Below are 19338 nucleotides of genomic sequence, written 5' to 3' on the forward strand. Positions count from 1 at the left end.
CTCTCACCTTCCAACCTGAAGCAAAAAGAGGGATGAGGAAAACGCAACAACAAACATACACAAAGCTGCAAATGCTATTGCAAAGATTAAAATAAGCACATCTGCATAATCATCTAAAAACTGGGCAAGCTTTGCATCCCCAATCAAACCCACAAAAATGGCTGCTACTCTGAAAACAACAAATACAGCTAAAATCTTTAAAAGCGAAATTCCAATACCAACAAGCAAAACAATTAGCCCAATCAAACCCAGAGAATTTTTTACTATAGCAAGGCTTGTGGCGAGAGTGTCCGCAGCATCAGATAATATTTTCCCTACAAACGGCACAAAGTTACCAACACTGTATTTAATTGATTTTGTAATTAAGCTATCCACTGTAACATTTGCAACACCTTCGACAGACACAATAGCAACAAACACAACAATCCCAATCACTATACACCACATCAACGCAGTTTTACAGAAACCCAGAACCCTTCTCAATCCCAATCTGCCACTATCAATATTCGATAAAATACTGATAAGTATGTAAGTGTATGCAAAGGGTGAGATGATGTTTTTCAAAAATTCAGATGAAAAAACAATGGCAAACATTATCTTCGGACTCATTGCTGCTGCATACGTTGGATATCCCATAGAAGCTATCAGAGAAACAAAAAGAGGAAAAAATACTTCAGCAAAATTGCACGCATTTTGAACTGTCTGCTGGGCATCTAAAAGAACATCTTTTAAATTTTGAAGTACAATCAAAACCTCTGTGAAGAAAAAAGCCAAAAACGTTACATTTGCAATTGATTGGTTCTTAAGACCTGTTTGAACGCTTGCAATGAGTATATATAATAGGGTTATAATAAGTATCAAACTTATTTGACGAAAAGTAGAAAAAACCTGTCCCATTATTTTTTCCTTCAAAACGTTTACCATATCCAGCTTTGTTCTTTTTTGTTCTACAATGTTTTCCAGATAACTCCTTATATCTTTTTCAGTGTAATCATTTAAAATTTGTTTCGTTTTTTTGATGTATTCTTGTGAAATCTGGGATGCTTGGCAACATTCAAGTGCTACTATGAAAAATACAAGTATACACACTGAAACTAAACTCTTTTGTCTCATTATTCATTCCTCTTATCTTAAAAATTTGGTAATTAAATCAAATAGGCTCATTATTAAAGGAAGTGATAAAAACAAGATTATAACTTTTGCTGCAAATTCTACTTTTTCAGCAATTGCATTTTCACCACTGTCTTTACATACACTTGCTGTATACTCTGAGATTAGTGCAATACCAGTCATTTTTACCAGCGTCTTTACATAGCCGCTTGCAAATGACACTCTGTTTCCCATCTCAACAATCTTTTCCACAACATACACAAGTTTATCAATCACCATCAAAAAAATGAGTATCCCAACCATAACCGCCACAGCAAGTCCAACTTCTTTTTGAGTTCTTTTCAATAAACTTACAACAAAAACTGAAATAATACCCAGCGCAATGATATTCAATATTTCCATTTTTTAAGTCCCTCAGCATCTCAGTAGAGATTGAAAACTGATTTAACAGTATCAAAAAACCTTCTTATGAGGTCAATTATGAGAAAAAGTACAATTATAACTCCTACAAGGGTTGTCATCATCGCAAGTTCTTCCTTTTCAGCTTTTATAAGCACCTGATTTACAAGGTACAGGATGATACCTATTACTGCTATCTTGAAAATCAAATCTATTCCATTCATCAATTCCTACACCTCAACCCATTTATAGAAGTAATATACAGATAGACACTCCACAAAAAATCCCAAGCACTGCAAACATCTTTCTATTTTTTTTGTACTTGAGTTTGTAAACATCGTAGTATTCTCTAAGTTCTCTGATTCCTTCATCCAAAACCTTTTCTATCTCGCTTATAGAATAAAAAGCTATGACATTAAAAAGGCTAACAAGAAGGCTATGAAGTTCTCTATCGAGTTGATAAACATTTTTAACATCACTTTGATTTTTCCCTATGGACAAAAAGTAGTATTCAATTACTTGATTAAACTTACTTTCCTCTTTGAGCTTAAAATTTTCCAAAATCTCGGCAAACGTCAGACGTGCTGCAATTACATTTGCTTTTGTATATGTAAAAAATACTATCATATGGTTTACAATCTTTACCTGCTGCCACAGCTTCAAGGTTTGATAGTACCCAATCATGCAAGACGAAAAAATAATTAAAACTGAACCAATTATCTTAACCACCATTTTTCCCTTCACCCAGCGACAGTATTTTTTCAATGGTCCCGGGACCGTTTCTGGAACTTAAAACAATCACCTTTTCAAACACGCCCTGATTGATTATCTTTCTTGAAAACTCTCTCATATAGATGTCTTTTACCGATTCTGCGTGCATTGTAGCAATTATTTTCACACCCATCTTTGATGCTTCACAAACTGCCAAATAATCAGAAGGCGACCCAAGCTCATCCATCGCAATTATCTGAGGATTTAAACTTCTCACAGCCATTAAAATCCCTCTTAGCTTATCCACTCCGTCTAACACAAAGGTTCTGATACCAATCTCTCTTCTGTCATTATCTACCGCGCAAATCTCAGACCTTTCATCAATTACCACCACTCTAAATCCTCTTACTGCCAAAATTCCTTCACCAGAGCTTAAGATTCTTATGATGTTCCTGAGAAGTGTAGTTTTCCCACAGCCAGGCGGGGAGATTATGAGAGTGTTATAGATACTATCAAGATTTTCTTTCACTATATTTTTTAAGATTTTTTCGGGTTCTATTCTAACTGCTTTAGACACTCTTATATTAAGCCCACTGATTGAACTGACAAAACCCTGTTTGTTTCCATTTTCAAAGGTGAATTTTCCAGCAACTCCAATTCTGTGCCCACCATCAACTGTAAAATATCCCTGGAGTATGTTTTTTTCGTATGTAAACAGAGAGTTGTTTGTCAGCCTGCTTATACATTTGTTTAAAATCTCTTTTGTAATTATCAAACTGTCAAAGACATATTCCCTTTTACCAATGACAATTAGTGGACAGTTCAAGTTTATTTTTATCTCACAAATTTCATAAAGGCGTTTTTCAAAGGCCATTCTGATTGTATAAACAATCTCAGCAGGAAGTTTGTCAAGGAGTTTTTCAACTTCTGTATTTACACTTAAAGCTGCCATTAAGACCTCACATTCCTTTTTTCATTTGTTCTATATTAAATTATTATTATGTTACCTTGAAGATTATGAGAAAAAAATAAGAGCTGCCAATTTTGATTACTTGCAGCTCTCAAAAAGGGTGTTCAAATCTTTATTTACTCTTCCAGCGTAAAGTTTATCCTCTCAATAGAAACTGCTTTTCCGCTGTTGTTGTCCACTTCAAACACAATTCCATTGAACTGAGCTTTACCTTTGGCAACTTCAAATCTGACAGGAAGAAGGGTTGTGAATTTTTGAATTACAATATCCTTGTCAACACCCAAAACAGAGTCATACGGTCCTGTCATACCAATGTCTGTTATATAAGCAGTACCGTTTGGAAGTATTTTTTCATCTGCTGTCTGAACATGTGTGTGAGTCCCATAAAGACAAGAAACACGGCCATCAACATAAAAGCCAAGTGCTATCTTTTCTGATGTGGCTTCTGCATGAAAATCAACAATGACTATTGGACATTCTATTTTTCCTAAAATCTCATCTATCTTCCTAAAAGGGCAGTCCAAGTTTTCCATAAAAACTCTGCCACACAGGTTAATAACTGCAAATTTGAGATTATTTTTTTCAAACACATTATATCCTCTGCCAGGGGTTGTTCCCTCGGGATAGTTTGCAGGTCTTATTATCCTGGTCTCATTTTCTATGAAAGAAAAAATCTCTTTATTTGCCCACACATGGTTTCCCATTGTCATAACATCAATTCCTATAGAAAAAAGCTCATCAGCAACCTTTTTGGTAAGGCCATTGCCGCCTGCAGCATTCTCACAGTTGGCAATCACAACGTCTATCTTGTAGTTTTCCTTGAGTTTAGAGAGGGTGCTCTTTAGAATGTTTCTCCCCGGCCTTCCAACAACATCTCCTATAGCTAAAAATCTCATTCCATACCTCCAGATATTTTCCAGAATAAATTTATAAAAAGCGTGTCTTGTCCACAGCCTCTAAAGCTATGAACAAAACACGCTTTTTTTCTCATTTTGCATATTCAACTGCTCGAACTTCTCTGATTACGTTTACCTTTATCTGACCTGGGTAATCAAGCTCACTTTCAATTCTCTTTACTATCTCTCTTGCCATTATAACAATATCATCGTCACTCACATGGTCAGGCTTTACCATTATTCTTATCTCTCTTCCTGCCTGGATTGCATAAGCTTTTTCAACACCATCAAAAGAATTTGCAATCTCTTCAAGCTTCTGAAGTCTTCTGATATAAGACTCAAGAGATTCTCTTCGAGCTCCTGGTCGTGCCGCTGAAACAGAGTCAGCAGCCTGAATTAGCACATTGTAAATTGACCTTGTTTCCATCTCACCGTGATGCCCGCCAATCGCCTCAAGGACATCCGGGTTTGTCTCCTTGTATTTTTTAGCAAGCTCGTAACCAATTAGGGCATGTGATCCTTCCATTTCATGGTCAACTGCTTTGCCAATGTCATGCAAAAGCCCTGCACGCTTTGCAATACTCTGGTCAAGACCAAGCTCTGCTGCCATGATACCTGCTATGTTTGCTACTTCAATAGAATGCGCAAGAACATTTTGACCATAGCTTGTTCTGTACTTGAGCTTTCCTATGAGCTTAATAAGTTCTGGATGCAAGTTGTGAATTCCAAGCTCAAATACAACTCTTTCTCCTTCTTCTCGAATCTTATTTTCAACCTCTCGTTTTGCTTTTTCGTACATCTCTTCAATTCGCGCAGGATGTATTCGCCCATCTAAAATGAGCTTTTCAAGCGTCAATTTTGCTATTTCACGTCTTATCGGGTCAAATCCCGACAGTATCACTGCTTCAGGTGTGTCGTCAATTATAAGGTCTATTCCTGTGACAGTTTCAAATGTCTTTATGTTTCTTCCTTCTCTACCTATGATTCTACCTTTCATCTCGTCATTTGGCAGTGTAACAACAGATACAGTGTTTTCTGCAACATAGTCTGATGAATAGCGCTGGATAGCAGTAGCAATAATTTCTCTGGCTTTTTTGTCAGCTTCTTCTTTTGCTTGTTGTTCAAGCTCTTTTATCATGAGGGCAACGTCGTGTTTAACATCCTGCTCAACACTCTTTAATATAATTTGTTTTGCTTCTTCCTGAGTGAGCCCGGAAATTCTCTGCAGCTCTTCCTGCTCTTTTTGTTTTAAAAGTTCAATCTCCTCTTGAAGTTTCTGAATATCTTTCAGCTTCTGATTGAGCTGCTCCTCTTTTTCTTCTACAGAAGCCATCTTTTTGTCAAGCATTTCTTCTTTTTGGATAAGTCTTCTTTCGAACCTCTGGAGCTCTGCTCTTCTCTCTCTTACTTCTCTGTCAAATTCGCTCCTTGCTCTGTGTATCTCTTCTTTTGCAAGGAGTGTTGCCTCTTTTTTGTATGCCTCGGCCTGTTTTTTGGCCTCCTCAACAATTCTTTGGGCTTCTTGTTCAGCACTTTTTATGGTCTTTTCTGCAATCTTCTTTCTATATAAATAGCCCAAGAAAAAGGCAACCATTGATGCTATCAAAACAATTGCTCCAATAATTACAAGCTTCAATGTCTCACTAATCTTTTGCACCTCCTTTGTGTTGAATAGTCAATGATAAATTATAAAAAACTGCTTCAATTAAATTTTATTACTTTTTGCACACAGTGTCAACAATGGCGACTTCTCAATAATCTAAGAATTCTCTAATTTTTTCAACCACTGTATTATAGTCATATCCTCTTGACACAAACCACTTAATAATTTTTAAAATCTCTTTGCTATCTTTTTTATTTACTCTTCTCAACTTCTTTTGCAAAAGCTTTACAAGAATTTCTTTATCATTTTCATGCTTTAAATTCAGCTTTGAAATTGTAGACGATTTGAACCCATTTTTCCGCAAAAGCTGTAATATCTCAAAGCTTGACTTTTTCTTTTGATACTTATTTACAAGCTTTTTTGCAGCTTCCATCTCATCAATGTATCCGCTATTAACAAAATAAGCTACCGCTTTCAAAGCAGTAGCCGAATCATACCCGCGGGAAAGCAAATATTTATAATACCCATATTCAGATTTGAGCGGATACCTTTGAATGTAACTTACCAGCATCTTTTTTGCATTTTTAAGACCACTTTCAAATAAAACCTCTTCCAATTCTTTTTGGTCTATTTCATCTTTTGCATACAACCCTTTTTCAAGATAGACCTCTCTGTCAATCTCAACTTCTTTGCCATCGTCAAAAACAAGCAAAGCTCTGCTTCCAACTATCTTTTTATCCAATATCCTCATTAATTTCACCACTCAACAGCAAATCCTCATCAGAAATCTCTGCTGTTGTCTTTATCTTCTCAAATGCAAGGTTTGCATTCTGCCTTATCTTTTCAATTATCTCCTGCATTATATCAGGATTTTCTTTCAAAAACTGTTTTGCGTTTTCTCTGCCCTGCCCAATCTTCTGACCGTTGTAAGTATACCACGCCCCACTCTTTTGAATAACATCGATGTTAACTGCAACATCTAAAACATTTCCTTCTTTTGAGATTCCTTCTCCATAAATCAAATCGAACTCAGCCTCTTTAAACGGTGGCGCAACCTTATTCTTTACAACCTTGACCTTTACCTTGCTGCCTATCGGTTGGCCTTGAGACTTGATAATCTCACCTTTTCTAACTTCTAACCTGACAGATGCATAGAACTTGAGTGCTCTACCACCCGGTGTTGTCTCTGGATTGCCAAACATCACACCAACCTTTTCACGAAGCTGGTTTATGAATATGACTGTGGTCTTTGTCTTGCTTGTAATACCCGCAAGCTTTCTGAGCGCCTGTGACATGAGCCTTGCCTGAAGTCCAACATGCGCTTCTCCCATCTCACCATCAATCTCTGCCTGAGGCACAAGCGCCGCAACAGAGTCAATTACAATTACATCTATAGCATTGCTTCTAACAAGCGCCTCCACAATCTCCAAAGCCTGCTCGCCACTGTCCGGCTGGGAAACAATAAGATTGTTTATGTCAACACCAAGCTTTTTAGCATAAAATGGGTCAAGCGCATGCTCAGCGTCAATAAATGCTGCCTCACCACCCATTTTCTGTGCTTCTGCAATTATGTGAAGCGCAATGGTGGTCTTACCAGATGACTCTGCACCATATATCTCTACAATTCTTCCTCGCGGAACTCCACCAACACCAAGCGCAATGTCCAGTGAAAGTGCGCCTGTGGGTATTACATCAATATTTTCCTTTGCCATCTCGCCAAGCTTCATTATAGCGCCTTTCCCGTAAGCCTTCTCAATCTCCATAATAACCTTGTCTAAGGCTTTTTTCTTATCTAAGTTTTCCATTTTTAACCCCCATCTTTTCGAACATATGTTTAGAATTATTATATACTTTTGCTTCTGACTTTTCAATAATCAATTATCTTTTTTCTCAAAATGTTGAGGGCAGCCTTTGAAGTCATCTCTTTTATCCTTAATCTGTCACCCGAAAACCTGAATTCAAAACTCTCGCTATAGTCTTTTGTTGCAATGCCAATATATACAAGTCCAACAGGTTTTGTTTCACTTCCACCGCCTGGCCCTGCAATTCCTGTCACAGACAGAGCAATGTCGGCAAGCGAATTTGAAAGTGCTCCCTGTGCCATATACCTTGCTGTCTGAGAACTTACTGCCCCGTGTTCTTTCAAAACTTGTTCTGGAACACCAAGCAGTTTCATCTTAGCCTCATTCGAATACACTATAAATCCTCTGTCAAATACTTCAGATGCACCTGGAACGTTGGTAAGCTTGTTGCAGATAAGCCCTCCCGTGCACGACTCGGCAACGCTAACCTTTAACTTCTTTTCTGCAAGCAAGCCTATCACAACTTCTTCCAGCAGCTGTCTGTCAACACCATAAATATACTCTCCTAAACGCTCTCTTATTCTATTTTCCATCGATTGAAGAAGTGATTTTGCACACTCTTCGCTTTCTTTTTTTGTTGTAATTCTCAGCTCAACTTCAAACGGCTTTGCATAAAGAGCCATCGTTGGGTCTGTCTGAGAGAGAATTAAATCCTTCAGAGCCTCTTCAATAGAAGACTCACCTATTCCAACAAACTTTAAAACTCTTGAGTAAATCTTTTGTTTTGAAAACTTCTCTAAATAAGGCAAGACTCCTTCTTCAAACATCGGCTGCATCTCAAAAGGAGGTCCAGGAAGCAAAATTGCGATCTTGCCGTCTTTTTCAATGATGAGTCCAGGTGCTGTACCATTTTTGTTGTGAAGAACTTTTGCACCTTCGGGAACATATGCCTGTTTTTTGTTAATCTCAGGCATCTTTACTTGCCTGCGTTCAAAAAACTTTTCAATTCTTCTTAATACATCTTCATCCAGCACAAGCGCCAAGCCAAAATAATCTGCTACTGCTTCTTTTGTAATGTCATCAGATGTTGGACCAAGCCCTCCTGTAAAAATCAATATGTCAGACCTTTTTGTGGCTATATCAATTGCCATTTTGAGCCTTTCCATGTTATCCCCAACAGTTGTCTGAAAATAAAGGTCAATACCAAGCTCGGCCAATTTTTGAGCAAGATATTGACTATTTGTGTTCAAAATCTGACCAAGCAACAGTTCTGTGCCCACACAGATTATTTCAGCCACCATAAATTTTCGCCTCACTTTTTTGTAAAGTCTATCACTTTCCAGTTTGCTTTTATATAATCAAAACCTGAATAAATTGTAAGTATGACTGCCACGTACAACATTATCTTATCAAGAGGAAACCCCAGAAGAACAAAAGGATAGTTGTCAAGCAAAAGAAGCACAACTGCCACAATCTGGCTTATTGTTTTCAGTTTCCCCCACACATTTGCAGAAATAACCACACCTTCTGCAGCTGCAACCATCCTAAGGCCAGTTACTACAAATTCTCTTCCTATTATAATCATGGCAACCCAAGAGGAAATTTTTTGTAGCTCCACCAAACTTACAAGTGCTGCGGTTATCAACAACTTGTCTGCAAGAGGATCCAAAAATTTACCAAAATTTGTTACAATTTTTCTTGACCTTGCAATATAACCATCTAAACTGTCAGTAATTGCAGCAACTATAAATATGGCCGCTGCTATAACCTTTGAATATGGAATATTACTGTAGAGTAAGAAAAACATAAATGCAGGTATCAACAATATTCTCACACTTGTTAAAATATTGGCAACATTCATCAAATTATCTCTCCTACCAAATCATACTCAAACGCATCGAGTATCTTTACCTTGACAAACTGACCAGCTGTCAGTTTATTTTGTGAAAACACCAGAACTTTTCCGTCAACCTCTGGTGCTTCAAACTGGCTCCTTCCAATATAAAAGTTGTTTTTATCTTTTGCCTCTATAACAACTTCGTATTCTCTGCCTACTCGCTTTTTGTTTTGCTTTTTAGAAATTTTTCTTTGAATATTCAAAACCTTTTCATATCTTCTTTGTTTCACCTCATCGTCAACCTGAGGAAGCTGCGAAGCAGGTGTACCTTCCTCCTGAGAATACATAAAAGCGCCAAGCCTGTCAAACTCAGCCCACTTTAAAAAGCTGCAAAGCTCTTCAAACTCCTCGTCAGTTTCTGTAGGAAATCCAACCAAAACTGTTGTCCTTATCACAACCTCATCAAAACTTCTTCTTATCTTCTCTATTAGCCTCTTTATACCTTCTTTTGTTGTTTTTCTGTTCATGAGCTTTAATATTCTATTATTTATATGCTGAATTGGAATGTCAAAATAGTTTACTATCTTAGAAGAAGATTTTACCACCTCGATAAGATTTTCATCCACATCCTCAGGGTAAGAGTACAAAAATCTTATCCACTTGATTTTTTCAATCTTTTCAAGCTCTTCAAGTAAAGAGGGTAACATCTTCTTGCCATACAAATCCAAACCATACTTTGTAGTATCCTGAGCTGTGAGGACAATTTCCTGGTATCCCTTTTCTGCTAATTCTTTTGCTTCCTTTACTATATCTTCAATAGGTCTGCTTGTATACTTGCCTCTAATAAATGGTATGGAACAATAAGAACACCTGTTGTTGCACCCTTCTGCTATCTTTATGTAGGCATAGTATCTGGGAGTGGCAATCACCCTTGGCATTGAACTTGTATACACAAACGAAGTTGCATCATCAAACATTTTTATTTTCTGTTTACCTTCATATAAGCCTCTTATTACCTCAGGTAGTTTTAACATCTCTTTCACACCAAGTATTGCATCAACCTCTGGCATCTGTTCCAATATCTCACCTTTGTATCTTTGCGTCAAACACCCTGTCACTATCAAAAACTTGCATTTTTTGTTCTTATATTCAGCCATATCTAATATGGTATCTATTGATTCCTGTTTTGCATCGTTTATAAAACCACATGTGTTTACAACAATTACATCAGCATCCTCTGCATTTGAGGTGATTTCAAATCCTGCCTTGACACATGCACCCATCATTATTTCACTGTCAACAAGGTTTTTATTACATCCCAGCGAGACAAACCCAACCTTAATCAATTCTTGGCACTCCTTCTTTACACCAGATTGTTTTGAAGCATGGTAGCAAAAAGTGTATTTTTCATAAGCATAGCAACTGTCATTGGTCCAACACCACCGGGAACAGGTGTAATAAACGATGCCACTTTTTCTACAGTTTCAAATTCAACATCACCAACAAGTTTCTGGGTAGCGTCGTCCCTGTTTATTCCAACGTCAATTACAACTGCTCCATCTTTTACCATATCAGATGTGACAAACCTTGGCTTTCCAACTGCAGCAACAAGTATATCTGCTTGTCTACTGATGTCTTTCAAGCCCTTTGTATATGAGTGACAAATGGTAACTGTTGCGTTTTCTCTCAAAAGAAGCAAAGCCAAGGGTTTCCCAACAATATTGCTTCTTCCTATCACAACAGCATGTTTTCCTTTTATCTCTATATTTTCTCTTTTCAAAAGTTCAATAATTCCAAAGGGTGTGCACGGTTTGATTGCTCTTTCAAACTCTATGCCAGTTGCAACCATCCCAACATTGAGCGGATGAAACCCGTCAACATCCTTGTGTGGAAGGATTTTTGTGCAAATCCTTTTCTCATCAAGTCCATTTGGTAGCGGAAGCTGAACCAATATACCGTTTATTTTCTCATCTCTGTTTAGTCTATCAATTAAGCTCTCAAGTTCATCTTGGGTTGTGTTTTGGCTTAGCGCAAACTCCACAGAATTTATTCCAACCTCACTACATGCTTTTTTCTTGGAATTCACATAACTTCTGGATGCCGGGTCATCTCCCACAATCACAACAGCCAAAGTTGGCTCTATTCCTCTTTGTTTTAACTTTTCAACCTCAATCTTTACTTCATTTTTTATTTCCTGCGCTATTCTTTTTCCGTCTATTATCTTTGCTGACACTTTTATTACCTCCATCTTTTGGTTTTGGTGGAATCAAATGGTCTTTGCCATATCCTATTAAATCTTCTCTTTTTGCTATCTTCAAAGCCTCATACACCAAATCATAATTTTTGGGATTGTGAAAGTGCAAAAGAGCTCTTTGCATCATCTTTTCTTTTAACGTCTTTGGAACATAGACCTTTTCTAAGGTAAACGGGTCCAATTCAGTGTAATACATTGTAGTTGATACAGTCCCGGGTGTTGGATAAAAGTCCTGTACCTGCTCTGGCACAAACCCATTTCTTTTTAGAAACACTGCAAGCTCAATTGCATCTTCAAGCTTTGTCCCAGGATGTCCTGACATAAGATAAGGAATGATATACTGTTTTTTATTCAGCCTTTTATTTGTCTCAAAATATTCTTTTACAAATTTCTCATACACCTCTTTCGGAGGCTTACCCATATATTTTAACACATTATTAGAGATATGTTCAGGTGCTATTTTTAACTGGCCAGAAATATGGTGCATGCAGAGTTTTTCCAAAAACTTTCTGTAGTTTTTGTCAAGCAGAAGATAGTCATACCTTATTCCCGACCTTATAAATACCTTCTTTACACCTTTTATCTTTCTTATCTTCTCTAAAAGTTCAAAATACTCGCTGTGGTCAACCTCCAAATTTTTGCAAGGCTGTGGAAAAAGACACTGCCTATTTTTGCAAGCACCTCTTTCAAGCTGAAGACTGCACGCAGGATTTCTGAAATTTGCAGTAGGTCCACCAACATCGTGAATATATCCCTTAAAATCAGGAAATTTTGTTAGCTTTTTAACTTCTTCTAAGATTGACTTGTGGCTCCTTTTTTGAATAATCCTTCCCTGATGAAAGTGAAGAGCACAGAAATTACAGCCTCCAAAGCACCCTCTGTGGGATACAATGCTGAACTTGACCTCTTCAAGGGCTTTTATCCCGCCTTCTTTTTCATAAATGGGATGATAGTTTCGCTCATACGGCAGAGAATAAACATAGTCCATCTCTTCCACTGTCAAAGGTTTTGCGGGCGGATTTTGAACTACATATAAATTTTTATGTGGCTGGACAATTATCTTTCCTGTGTACGGGTTCTGTTCCCTGTACTGAATAGCAAAAGCACGGGCGTACGCCACCTTGTCTTCTTTCACTTTTTCATAGCTGTCAATGATAATATAGTCTTTTCCCTCAAGATGCTGAATATCTTTTGCAACATAACATGTCCCCTGCACATCTCTTATCTCTTTTATGTTCTCTCCTTTTTTGAGCCTTGGTAAAATCTCAAACAATGGCTTTTCGCCCATTCCGTATATCAAAAGGTCAGCACTGCTATCTATCAATATTGAAGCTCTCACCTTATCAGACCAGTAATCATAATGAGCAAATCTTCTCAAAGAAGCCTCAATCCCGCCAATTATGATAGGAATATCTCCATACTCTTTCCTTATCAAGTTACAATAAACAATCGTTGCTCTGTTTGGTCTTTTTCCCATTTTCATACCGGGTGAATAATAATCCTGAGTTCGTGGCTTTTTAAATGAAGTGTAATGTGCAACCATGGAGTCAAGGTTACCTGCCGATACCAAAAAAGCAATCCGTGGTCTTCCCAGCACTGTTATGCTTTTTGAATCTCTCCAGTCTGGTTGAGGAATTATTCCAATTCTGAAACCATAATCTTCTATTATTCGTGATATTATTGCATGTCCAAAAGAAGGATGGTCCACATACGCATCTCCGCATACAAATACAAAGTCAAGCTCGTCCCACCCACGCTTTTTCATATCTTCCTTGCAAATAGGTAAAAAAGCCATTCTACTTTCTCACTCCATATTCATAAGCATTTCGTCAAACTGCTCTTTGGTTATTAAAACCTGTCGCTTGCCTGTAGAATCCATCTTGCTAATTATTCCTCTTTCCTCCATCTGGTCAATTAGCCTTGCCGCTCTTGAATAACCAATTCTGAGTTTTCTTTGCAAAAATGAGGTTGAAACATTCTGCGCTTCCACCACAAGCTGAATAGCCTTTATTAAAAGCTCATCAGCCTTATCATCTTTAACATCTAAAACCTTGCTGTTTATCTCTTCAATCACTTCCTGATTGTACTCAATGTTAAAGTTCTGTTTTAAAAACTCCACAACCTTCTCAACTTCGCTTTCAGAAACATACGCACCTTGGACTCTCAGAGGTTTTGCCAAACCTATTGGAAGATATAGCATATCGCCTCTTCCCAAAAGTTTTTCAGCTCCCGCCTGGTCTAAAATTGTGCGTGAGTCAACCTGGGATGACACTGCAAAGGCTATTCGCGACGGAATATTTGCCTTTATAAGACCAGTGATGACATCTACAGAAGGTCTCTGGGTCGCAACAACAAGATGCATACCCGCTGCTCGTGCCATCTGTGCAAGCCTGCATATACTGTCTTCAACCTCGGCAGGTGATACCATCATAAGGTCGGCAAGCTCATCTATAATGATAACAATATATGGAAGTTTTTCTTGTCCATTTTCCTCACACCACTTGTTATAACCCACAATGTCTCTTACACCCGCTGCAGCAAAGAGCTTGTACCTGTTTGTCATCTCTTGAACTGCCCAGGCAAGTGCGTTTGCAGCCTTTTTAGCGTCTGTTACAACCGGTATTAAAAGGTGAGGTATGCCATTGTACAGACTTAGCTCAACAACCTTTGGGTCAATCAAAATCAGTTTTACCTCATCAGGTACGCACCTGTAAAGAATGCTTATTATAAGCGAATTTATACACACACTCTTACCCGACCCTGTTGCACCTGCAATCAAAAGGTGAGGCATTTTTGTTATATCTGCTATTACAGGACTTCCTGCAACGTCTTTACCTATGGCAAATGGTATCTTGTACTGCAGCGTGTAAAAATCTGGACTTTCAATCAGCTCTCTTATATAAACAGGTTTTGGTTCTCTATTTGGAATTTCTATTCCTATTGCAGACTTATTTGGAATTGGCGCCTCAATTCTGACAGATGGTGCTGCCAGTGCAAGCGCAATGTCATCAGAAAGATTGACAATTCTGCTGACCTTTACACCCTGGCCCGGCTGCAGCTCATATCTTGTAATTGTGGGTCCAACACTTACTTCCGTCACCTGAGCTTCAATGCCAAAGTTTTTTAAAGTCTCTTCCAGCTTTCTTATGTTTTCGTTTATATCTTTTCTTGAAACCTGCAAGTTATCATTTGGTTTTTTAAGATAATCAATGGGAGGATACAAATATTGACTGCTTGATTGTAATGTTTGCTTTTTGGCTGCAACCTTATTACTTTCCTTAGATTTTTTGGGTATATTTACAATGACCTCTTCACTTTTTTTTTCTTCTTCTATATCAGCATCAAGATTGAAGTTGTAAAACCCATTGCTTTTTATCTTTATATCCTCTTCAGTCCCTTCTACCCTTTTTTCATTTTGCTGGGTATTTTTAAGCTTTCTCTGTTTCAAAAAATCCCTTATAGAAAAGCTGAAAACAATCATGCTCATGATTATAAGCGTGGAAAAACAAATAATGAGCGTGCCTGTAAAACCAAATAACGATACAAAAGGGTATGTAATGGCAGAACCAAAAACACCAAATCCCTTGAAGTTCAAACCATCAAAGTATGCATCTTTTAAAACCTTTATAAATGAACCAAAAGTTTTTTTGTTTGCCTGTATAAAGGTGGTGAAAATCATGAATATAAGAAGTATATAGGTAAATACTATTACATCCCTTTTGTCAAACACCCTTGGTCTTCTTAAAATTGAATCAAGTGATACATAGAGCATGAAAGCAAGGATTAAAAAAACACCAACTCCAAAACATCCCAGCAAGGTTTTCTTGACAAAATCGCCAACTATTCCTACTTTATTCGTTGAAACTGAAAAAACAAGAAATAGAAAGACAAAAAATAAAAAAGTCCCGTACACCTCGGCATTTAACCTGTCAAAAACCTCTTTTTTTATTTTATATCTCTTCTTTTTCGAAACTGCCTTTGCTCTCATAAATCCCTTCACTTCTTCTGTGCTTATTTTTCTAAGAATATTATAGCCTTTTTCCAAAAAAATAAAACCCCCAAAAATATTCTTTTGCAGGGGGCTCAATCATTTTTTTGCACCAGGACAGAGCAAAAGCGGCTGAATTTGCCTGCCAGAAAGTGCTTCAATTATTGTGGGAATGAGAAGAGTGTATTCTGCAACAAGTGAATTTGGTTTTGCTAAAGGGTCATCCTGCCTAAATGGGACAAAGTAGATATTTTTTGTGTTAAGAAGTGTAGCAAGATTTTTACAATTAAGGCCAAGTGCATCGTTTGTAGATATTGCGATAACCACCGGTCTTTGATTTCTAAGATGGGCTTTTGCGCACATAACAGGAGTTTCATCAACAATTCCATTTGCAAGCTTGGCAATAAAGTTCCCTGTTGCAGGTGCAACAATAAGTACATCAAACAGTTTTTTAGGACCGACAGGTTCTGCCTCCACAATATTTGTTATTGGCGTATTTCCACAAATAGAAACTATTCTCTTCACAACTTCGTCCGCTTTTCCATAGCGTGTATCGGTTGTCTGTACTTTTTCACTGAATATTGGTGTTATGATTGCACCTTGTTTTTTGAGTTCTTCAATCACAGGTATTATTTGATCAAATGTACAGAACGACCCTGTAATAGCAAACCCTATTTTTAGATTATTCAAGCTCACTCTATCACCCCCAGATTTCTTCCAGCAAACTCAACAGCACTTCAGATATATATTTGGCAGCTGTAACAGGCGCCACCTTGCCAGGAAGAGAAAGCGCATGAACAACTTCAATCCCCTTTTTTCTTGCATATTCAAAATCCACTCCGCCCGGTTTTGAGGCAAGGTCAATTACAAGAGTATCATCTCTTATCCTATCTATCACTTCTTTTGTCACAACCATGGCAGGAATGGTGTTGACAATTAAATCCATTTTATTTACATACTCTGCTATATCACACAGGCGGACTGGCAGAAAACCTAATGCTTTGCACCATGTCAAATCTGAACTTTTTCTTGAAGCCACATATATATTTGCTTCAAATCCTTTCAAGACTTTTGCAAGGACTTTGCCTATTCTTCCATATCCAAGTATTAAGATGTTTGAAGAGTGAAGGGTAATTGGCATCTTCTCAATTGCAATCATCAAACACCCTTCAACAGTAGGAATTGCGTTCAGTATCGCAAGCTCTTCTTTTTCATAAAGGTCAAAAAATTTCACATTTTTCTCCCTGCAAAGACTTTTTATATCTTCAGGAATTACACTTGCAACGAGGACAATCTCTTTGCCAGATAACCTTTCTATTAAACTTTGTATCTCTACTGACTGTTGTGAAAGAGGTGCAAATATATACTTTCCATCCTGTGTGAAGGGAATTGGCCCTATTAATACCTTTGATTTTTCAATAATTTCATCTAAACTTTTTGCAAAGTTTATATTTGGACTATTAAACGCTTTGCTTTTATCTGTTGCCCAGAGCAAAACATCAAATCCTTTATCAGCTAAGCTTTTCGCCAAAATCAAATTCCTCTGGTCACCACCAATAACACCTATATGTTTTTCCATCATTACCCCTCTTTTTTGTTCTTGCTGCAAAGCTAATATAGTCTATGTTTTGAGGTTAAAAAAGGTGCTTGGACAAAAAAAATAAAAGCTACTTTTGGTAGCTTTTTGCCTCTTTTTTAATATTTTTAAAATGCATCTTTGATAAGATTTATTTTAGTTACATTATTTTTGCCATCTATAAATATCTCCACAACATCAAATCTGTATAAATACTTGTCTTGCGAAAGATGGTATGCAATGAAATACTCAGCAACCCTTTTTATGTGAAGCTGTTTTTTGAAGTTGACAGATTCTGAAGGCATGCCAAATTTCAAGCTCTTCCTTGTTTTTACCTCAACAAATACAATTGTACTCCCTTCTTTTGCTATTATGTCAATTTCGCCAAGCCTGCATCGAAAGTTGGTTCTCAAAATTTCATATCCATGTTTTTTTAGGAAGTCAACTGCTAAATCCTCACCCAATCTTCCTACCTGTTTTAAATTCATCTTTTATTTTCTCCATCCTTGTTAATTTTATCAAGATACCCAATAAAAACTAATATCTGTGCGACAACTTCATACAAATCCTCTGGAATATACTCCTGAAGCTCCAAGTTAAATAGCTTCTCTGCAATGGTTTGGTCTTCATATACAGGAATGTCTTCATCTTTTGCTTTTTCAATAATCTTTTCTGCAACATAGCCTTTTCCTTTCGCAATAATTTTTGGTGCTATGTCCTCAAGTTCATACTTTATAGCCACAGCTTTTTTTACCTTTTTCTTATTCATTATTTCACACCTTCAAATCAAGCCTGCTTAAAGTATTATCAAATATCAAATAGTCAACTGCAAGAGAAGAATTAGAGGTTTGGTCCATTTTGTACTCAATATCAAGTTTATACCCATTTTCTTTTAGAAGCTCTAAGAGCTTCTGTTGATTTTCTCTTATCAAATTCAAAGTTGACAGCCTTTCACAAACTATGATTGATTTGAAACTGCCTTGGGAAACCTTTTTAACATAAATGCCAATTGTCCCAATGTTCTGGGTTGTCAGCTTTAGCATAATGGAATTTGCTTTGAAGTTTGAAACTCCCTTCTTTTTGTTAACAAAAACTGAAATTTCATATTGGTGATTATTAAGCTCATACTTGAGATTAAAAATATTCATGTAAAAGGTATCAAAATCAAGTGTGGCCTGCTGGTTTTGATTTGGGTTTATCTTCTCCAGCAGCTGTAACACCTTTTGTTCTGAAAACTCTTTGTGAGAGTCAGCTATCTTGAAAAGCAAAAATTCCTCTTTTTTATTCAAGGCAATATCTTGAAGTTTAACCGCTTCTTTGTTTTCAAATTTTTCAAAAATCTCTTTAATCTTCTCCACAAACCTTATAAATTCACTTTTTTCTTTTATAAATTCCTCTTTTGACAAAGGCTTTTTAGAAAAAATCAAGCCCAGAAAAGCAAATAAGTCATTTTCATTATCTATTTTAATATCAAAATTTCCTATATGGTCATTTAACATACTTTTAAAAAAATCCTTCATGAAATTCTTCTGAGGAACAAAAATTAATCCTTTGCCTTTTTCGAATACCACTATGAAACTCTCACTTTTGTAGTCAGAAAATTTCAGCCTTTCCAATATCCCATTTTCATTTTGACTTCCCAAAAAAACCTCTTTTTTAAATTCAAAGGTCTTATCAGACAATTTCAAAAAGACATTTTCATCCCTTTCAATTTCTAAAGAAGCAACAAACACCTTTTCTTTGTCTGCAAACTCCAAAAATTCAACTGGTAATTTTTCTTCGGGGATGGTGAAAATCTCTTCTTTGGCTTTTCCCGTAAGGTCAAACACGCTATTTAACTTCATAGCATCGAGGGTTTTAAATAAAGTCTCTTCTCGTAGTTTATCTTCAAAGTAAGATATATTATTAAAATTTTCTTGTTTAGAAACAACATCCATTATCTTGAATGTGAGCTTGCCATCTTTCCAAACAGGATTTGCAAGACGCACCTTGTCACCTGGATTGAAAGAAAATGAGGAGCTATTTTGAGCTAAAATTGTCTTTGAACCTACATTCAGAATAAGCCTATCTCCTTCAACCCCTATAACCTGAGCATCAAACTCTTTTGTTGAGGAGTCAAAAAGGTTCAGTATCTCCTTGATATTATTTTGTTTGAAGAAAGTTACAAGATTATTTACCTGATTCATATTTTT

Annotated in this window: 20 protein-coding genes; all 20 read right to left on the reverse strand. The window is 36.9% G+C overall.

Translation table 11 applies throughout. The features are described from left to right. Positions 1 to 3: 3 nt before the first annotated feature. Entirely contained in the window at positions 4 to 1113 is a 1110-nt protein-coding gene (locus OTK01_RS08710) for a stage III sporulation protein AE (protein WP_029228174.1), read from the reverse strand. A 12-nt stretch (positions 1114 to 1125) separates the two neighbouring features. Next, entirely contained in the window at positions 1126 to 1512 is a 387-nt protein-coding gene (gene spoIIIAD, locus OTK01_RS08715) for a stage III sporulation protein AD (RefSeq protein WP_013430632.1), read from the reverse strand. 20 nt (positions 1513 to 1532) lie between these two features. Further along, entirely contained in the window at positions 1533 to 1733 is a 201-nt protein-coding gene (gene spoIIIAC / locus OTK01_RS08720) for a stage III sporulation protein AC (protein ID WP_013403612.1), read from the reverse strand. Between the two features lie 22 nt (positions 1734 to 1755). Continuing rightward, positions 1756 to 2238: a stage III sporulation protein AB gene (locus tag OTK01_RS08725; RefSeq protein WP_029228173.1), complete on the reverse strand. Its 483-nt coding sequence runs from the start codon at positions 2236 to 2238 to the stop codon at positions 1756 to 1758. Further along, positions 2231 to 3172, reverse strand: a complete 942-nt coding sequence (locus OTK01_RS08730) for an AAA family ATPase (RefSeq protein ID WP_029228172.1) — start codon at positions 3170 to 3172, stop codon at positions 2231 to 2233. The genes OTK01_RS08725 and OTK01_RS08730 overlap by 8 nt, the downstream gene beginning before the upstream one ends. Positions 3173 to 3306: 134 nt before the next feature. Beyond that, complete coding sequence (locus tag OTK01_RS08735; RefSeq protein WP_013432303.1) at positions 3307 to 4086, reverse strand: TIGR00282 family metallophosphoesterase; 780 nt, start codon at positions 4084 to 4086, stop codon at positions 3307 to 3309. A 91-nt stretch (positions 4087 to 4177) separates the two neighbouring features. Continuing rightward, the gene (gene rny, locus OTK01_RS08740) at positions 4178 to 5743 is read right to left on the reverse strand and encodes a ribonuclease Y (RefSeq protein WP_013432302.1); all 1566 of its coding nucleotides are present in this window, start codon (positions 5741 to 5743) and stop codon (positions 4178 to 4180) included. Positions 5744 to 5837: 94 nt separating this feature from the next. Beyond that, positions 5838 to 6440: a regulatory protein RecX gene (locus tag OTK01_RS08745; protein ID WP_029228171.1), complete on the reverse strand. Its 603-nt coding sequence runs from the start codon at positions 6438 to 6440 to the stop codon at positions 5838 to 5840. Further along, positions 6424 to 7494: a recombinase RecA gene (gene recA, locus OTK01_RS08750; protein ID WP_013403618.1), complete on the reverse strand. Its 1071-nt coding sequence runs from the start codon at positions 7492 to 7494 to the stop codon at positions 6424 to 6426. The genes OTK01_RS08745 and recA overlap by 17 nt, the downstream gene beginning before the upstream one ends. Before the next feature lie 62 nt (positions 7495 to 7556). Further along, entirely contained in the window at positions 7557 to 8792 is a 1236-nt protein-coding gene (locus OTK01_RS08755; RefSeq protein ID WP_013432300.1) for a competence/damage-inducible protein A, read from the reverse strand. A gap of 11 nt (positions 8793 to 8803) precedes the next feature. After that, positions 8804 to 9352: a CDP-diacylglycerol--glycerol-3-phosphate 3-phosphatidyltransferase gene (gene pgsA, locus OTK01_RS08760; RefSeq protein ID WP_029228170.1), complete on the reverse strand. Its 549-nt coding sequence runs from the start codon at positions 9350 to 9352 to the stop codon at positions 8804 to 8806. Next, positions 9352 to 10674 carry a 30S ribosomal protein S12 methylthiotransferase RimO gene (gene rimO / locus OTK01_RS08765; RefSeq protein ID WP_029228169.1) on the reverse strand — a complete coding sequence of 441 codons (1323 nt, stop codon included), beginning with the start codon at positions 10672 to 10674 and terminating at the stop codon, positions 9352 to 9354. Before rimO ends, pgsA begins: the two co-directional genes overlap by 1 nt. Positions 10675 to 10691: 17 nt before the next feature. Further along, positions 10692 to 11561 (reverse strand): bifunctional methylenetetrahydrofolate dehydrogenase/methenyltetrahydrofolate cyclohydrolase FolD, encoded by an 870-nt coding sequence (gene folD, locus OTK01_RS08770; protein WP_013432297.1) that lies wholly within the window; start codon positions 11559 to 11561, stop codon positions 10692 to 10694. Beyond that, positions 11509 to 13377, reverse strand: coding sequence for a YgiQ family radical SAM protein (locus OTK01_RS08775; RefSeq protein WP_029228167.1), 1869 nt, complete (start codon positions 13375 to 13377; stop codon positions 11509 to 11511). Before OTK01_RS08775 ends, folD begins: the two co-directional genes overlap by 53 nt. Positions 13378 to 13386: 9 nt before the next feature. Next, complete coding sequence (locus OTK01_RS08780; RefSeq protein WP_029228166.1) at positions 13387 to 15570, reverse strand: FtsK/SpoIIIE family DNA translocase; 2184 nt, start codon at positions 15568 to 15570, stop codon at positions 13387 to 13389. Between the two features lie 99 nt (positions 15571 to 15669). Then, positions 15670 to 16266: a dipicolinate synthase subunit B gene (locus tag OTK01_RS08785; protein ID WP_014042671.1), complete on the reverse strand. Its 597-nt coding sequence runs from the start codon at positions 16264 to 16266 to the stop codon at positions 15670 to 15672. A 4-nt stretch (positions 16267 to 16270) separates the two neighbouring features. Then, positions 16271 to 17149, reverse strand: coding sequence for a dipicolinate synthase subunit DpsA (dpsA, locus tag OTK01_RS08790; protein ID WP_029228165.1), 879 nt, complete (start codon positions 17147 to 17149; stop codon positions 16271 to 16273). A gap of 125 nt (positions 17150 to 17274) precedes the next feature. Continuing rightward, the gene (locus OTK01_RS08795) at positions 17275 to 17634 is read right to left on the reverse strand and encodes a YraN family protein (protein WP_013432292.1); all 360 of its coding nucleotides are present in this window, start codon (positions 17632 to 17634) and stop codon (positions 17275 to 17277) included. Next, a complete protein-coding gene (locus OTK01_RS08800) occupies positions 17631 to 17915 on the reverse strand; it encodes an EscU/YscU/HrcU family type III secretion system export apparatus switch protein (RefSeq protein ID WP_029228164.1) in 285 nt (94 codons plus the stop codon). The genes OTK01_RS08795 and OTK01_RS08800 overlap by 4 nt, the downstream gene beginning before the upstream one ends. Before the next feature lie 4 nt (positions 17916 to 17919). Next, positions 17920 to 19332 (reverse strand): hypothetical protein, encoded by a 1413-nt coding sequence (locus OTK01_RS08805; protein WP_029228163.1) that lies wholly within the window; start codon positions 19330 to 19332, stop codon positions 17920 to 17922. Between the last annotated feature and the right edge of the window lie 6 nt (positions 19333 to 19338).

Origin of the sequence: Caldicellulosiruptor acetigenus, from assembly GCF_026914305.1 — a bacterium.
Lineage (GTDB): Bacteria > Bacillota > Thermoanaerobacteria > Caldicellulosiruptorales > Caldicellulosiruptoraceae > Caldicellulosiruptor > Caldicellulosiruptor acetigenus.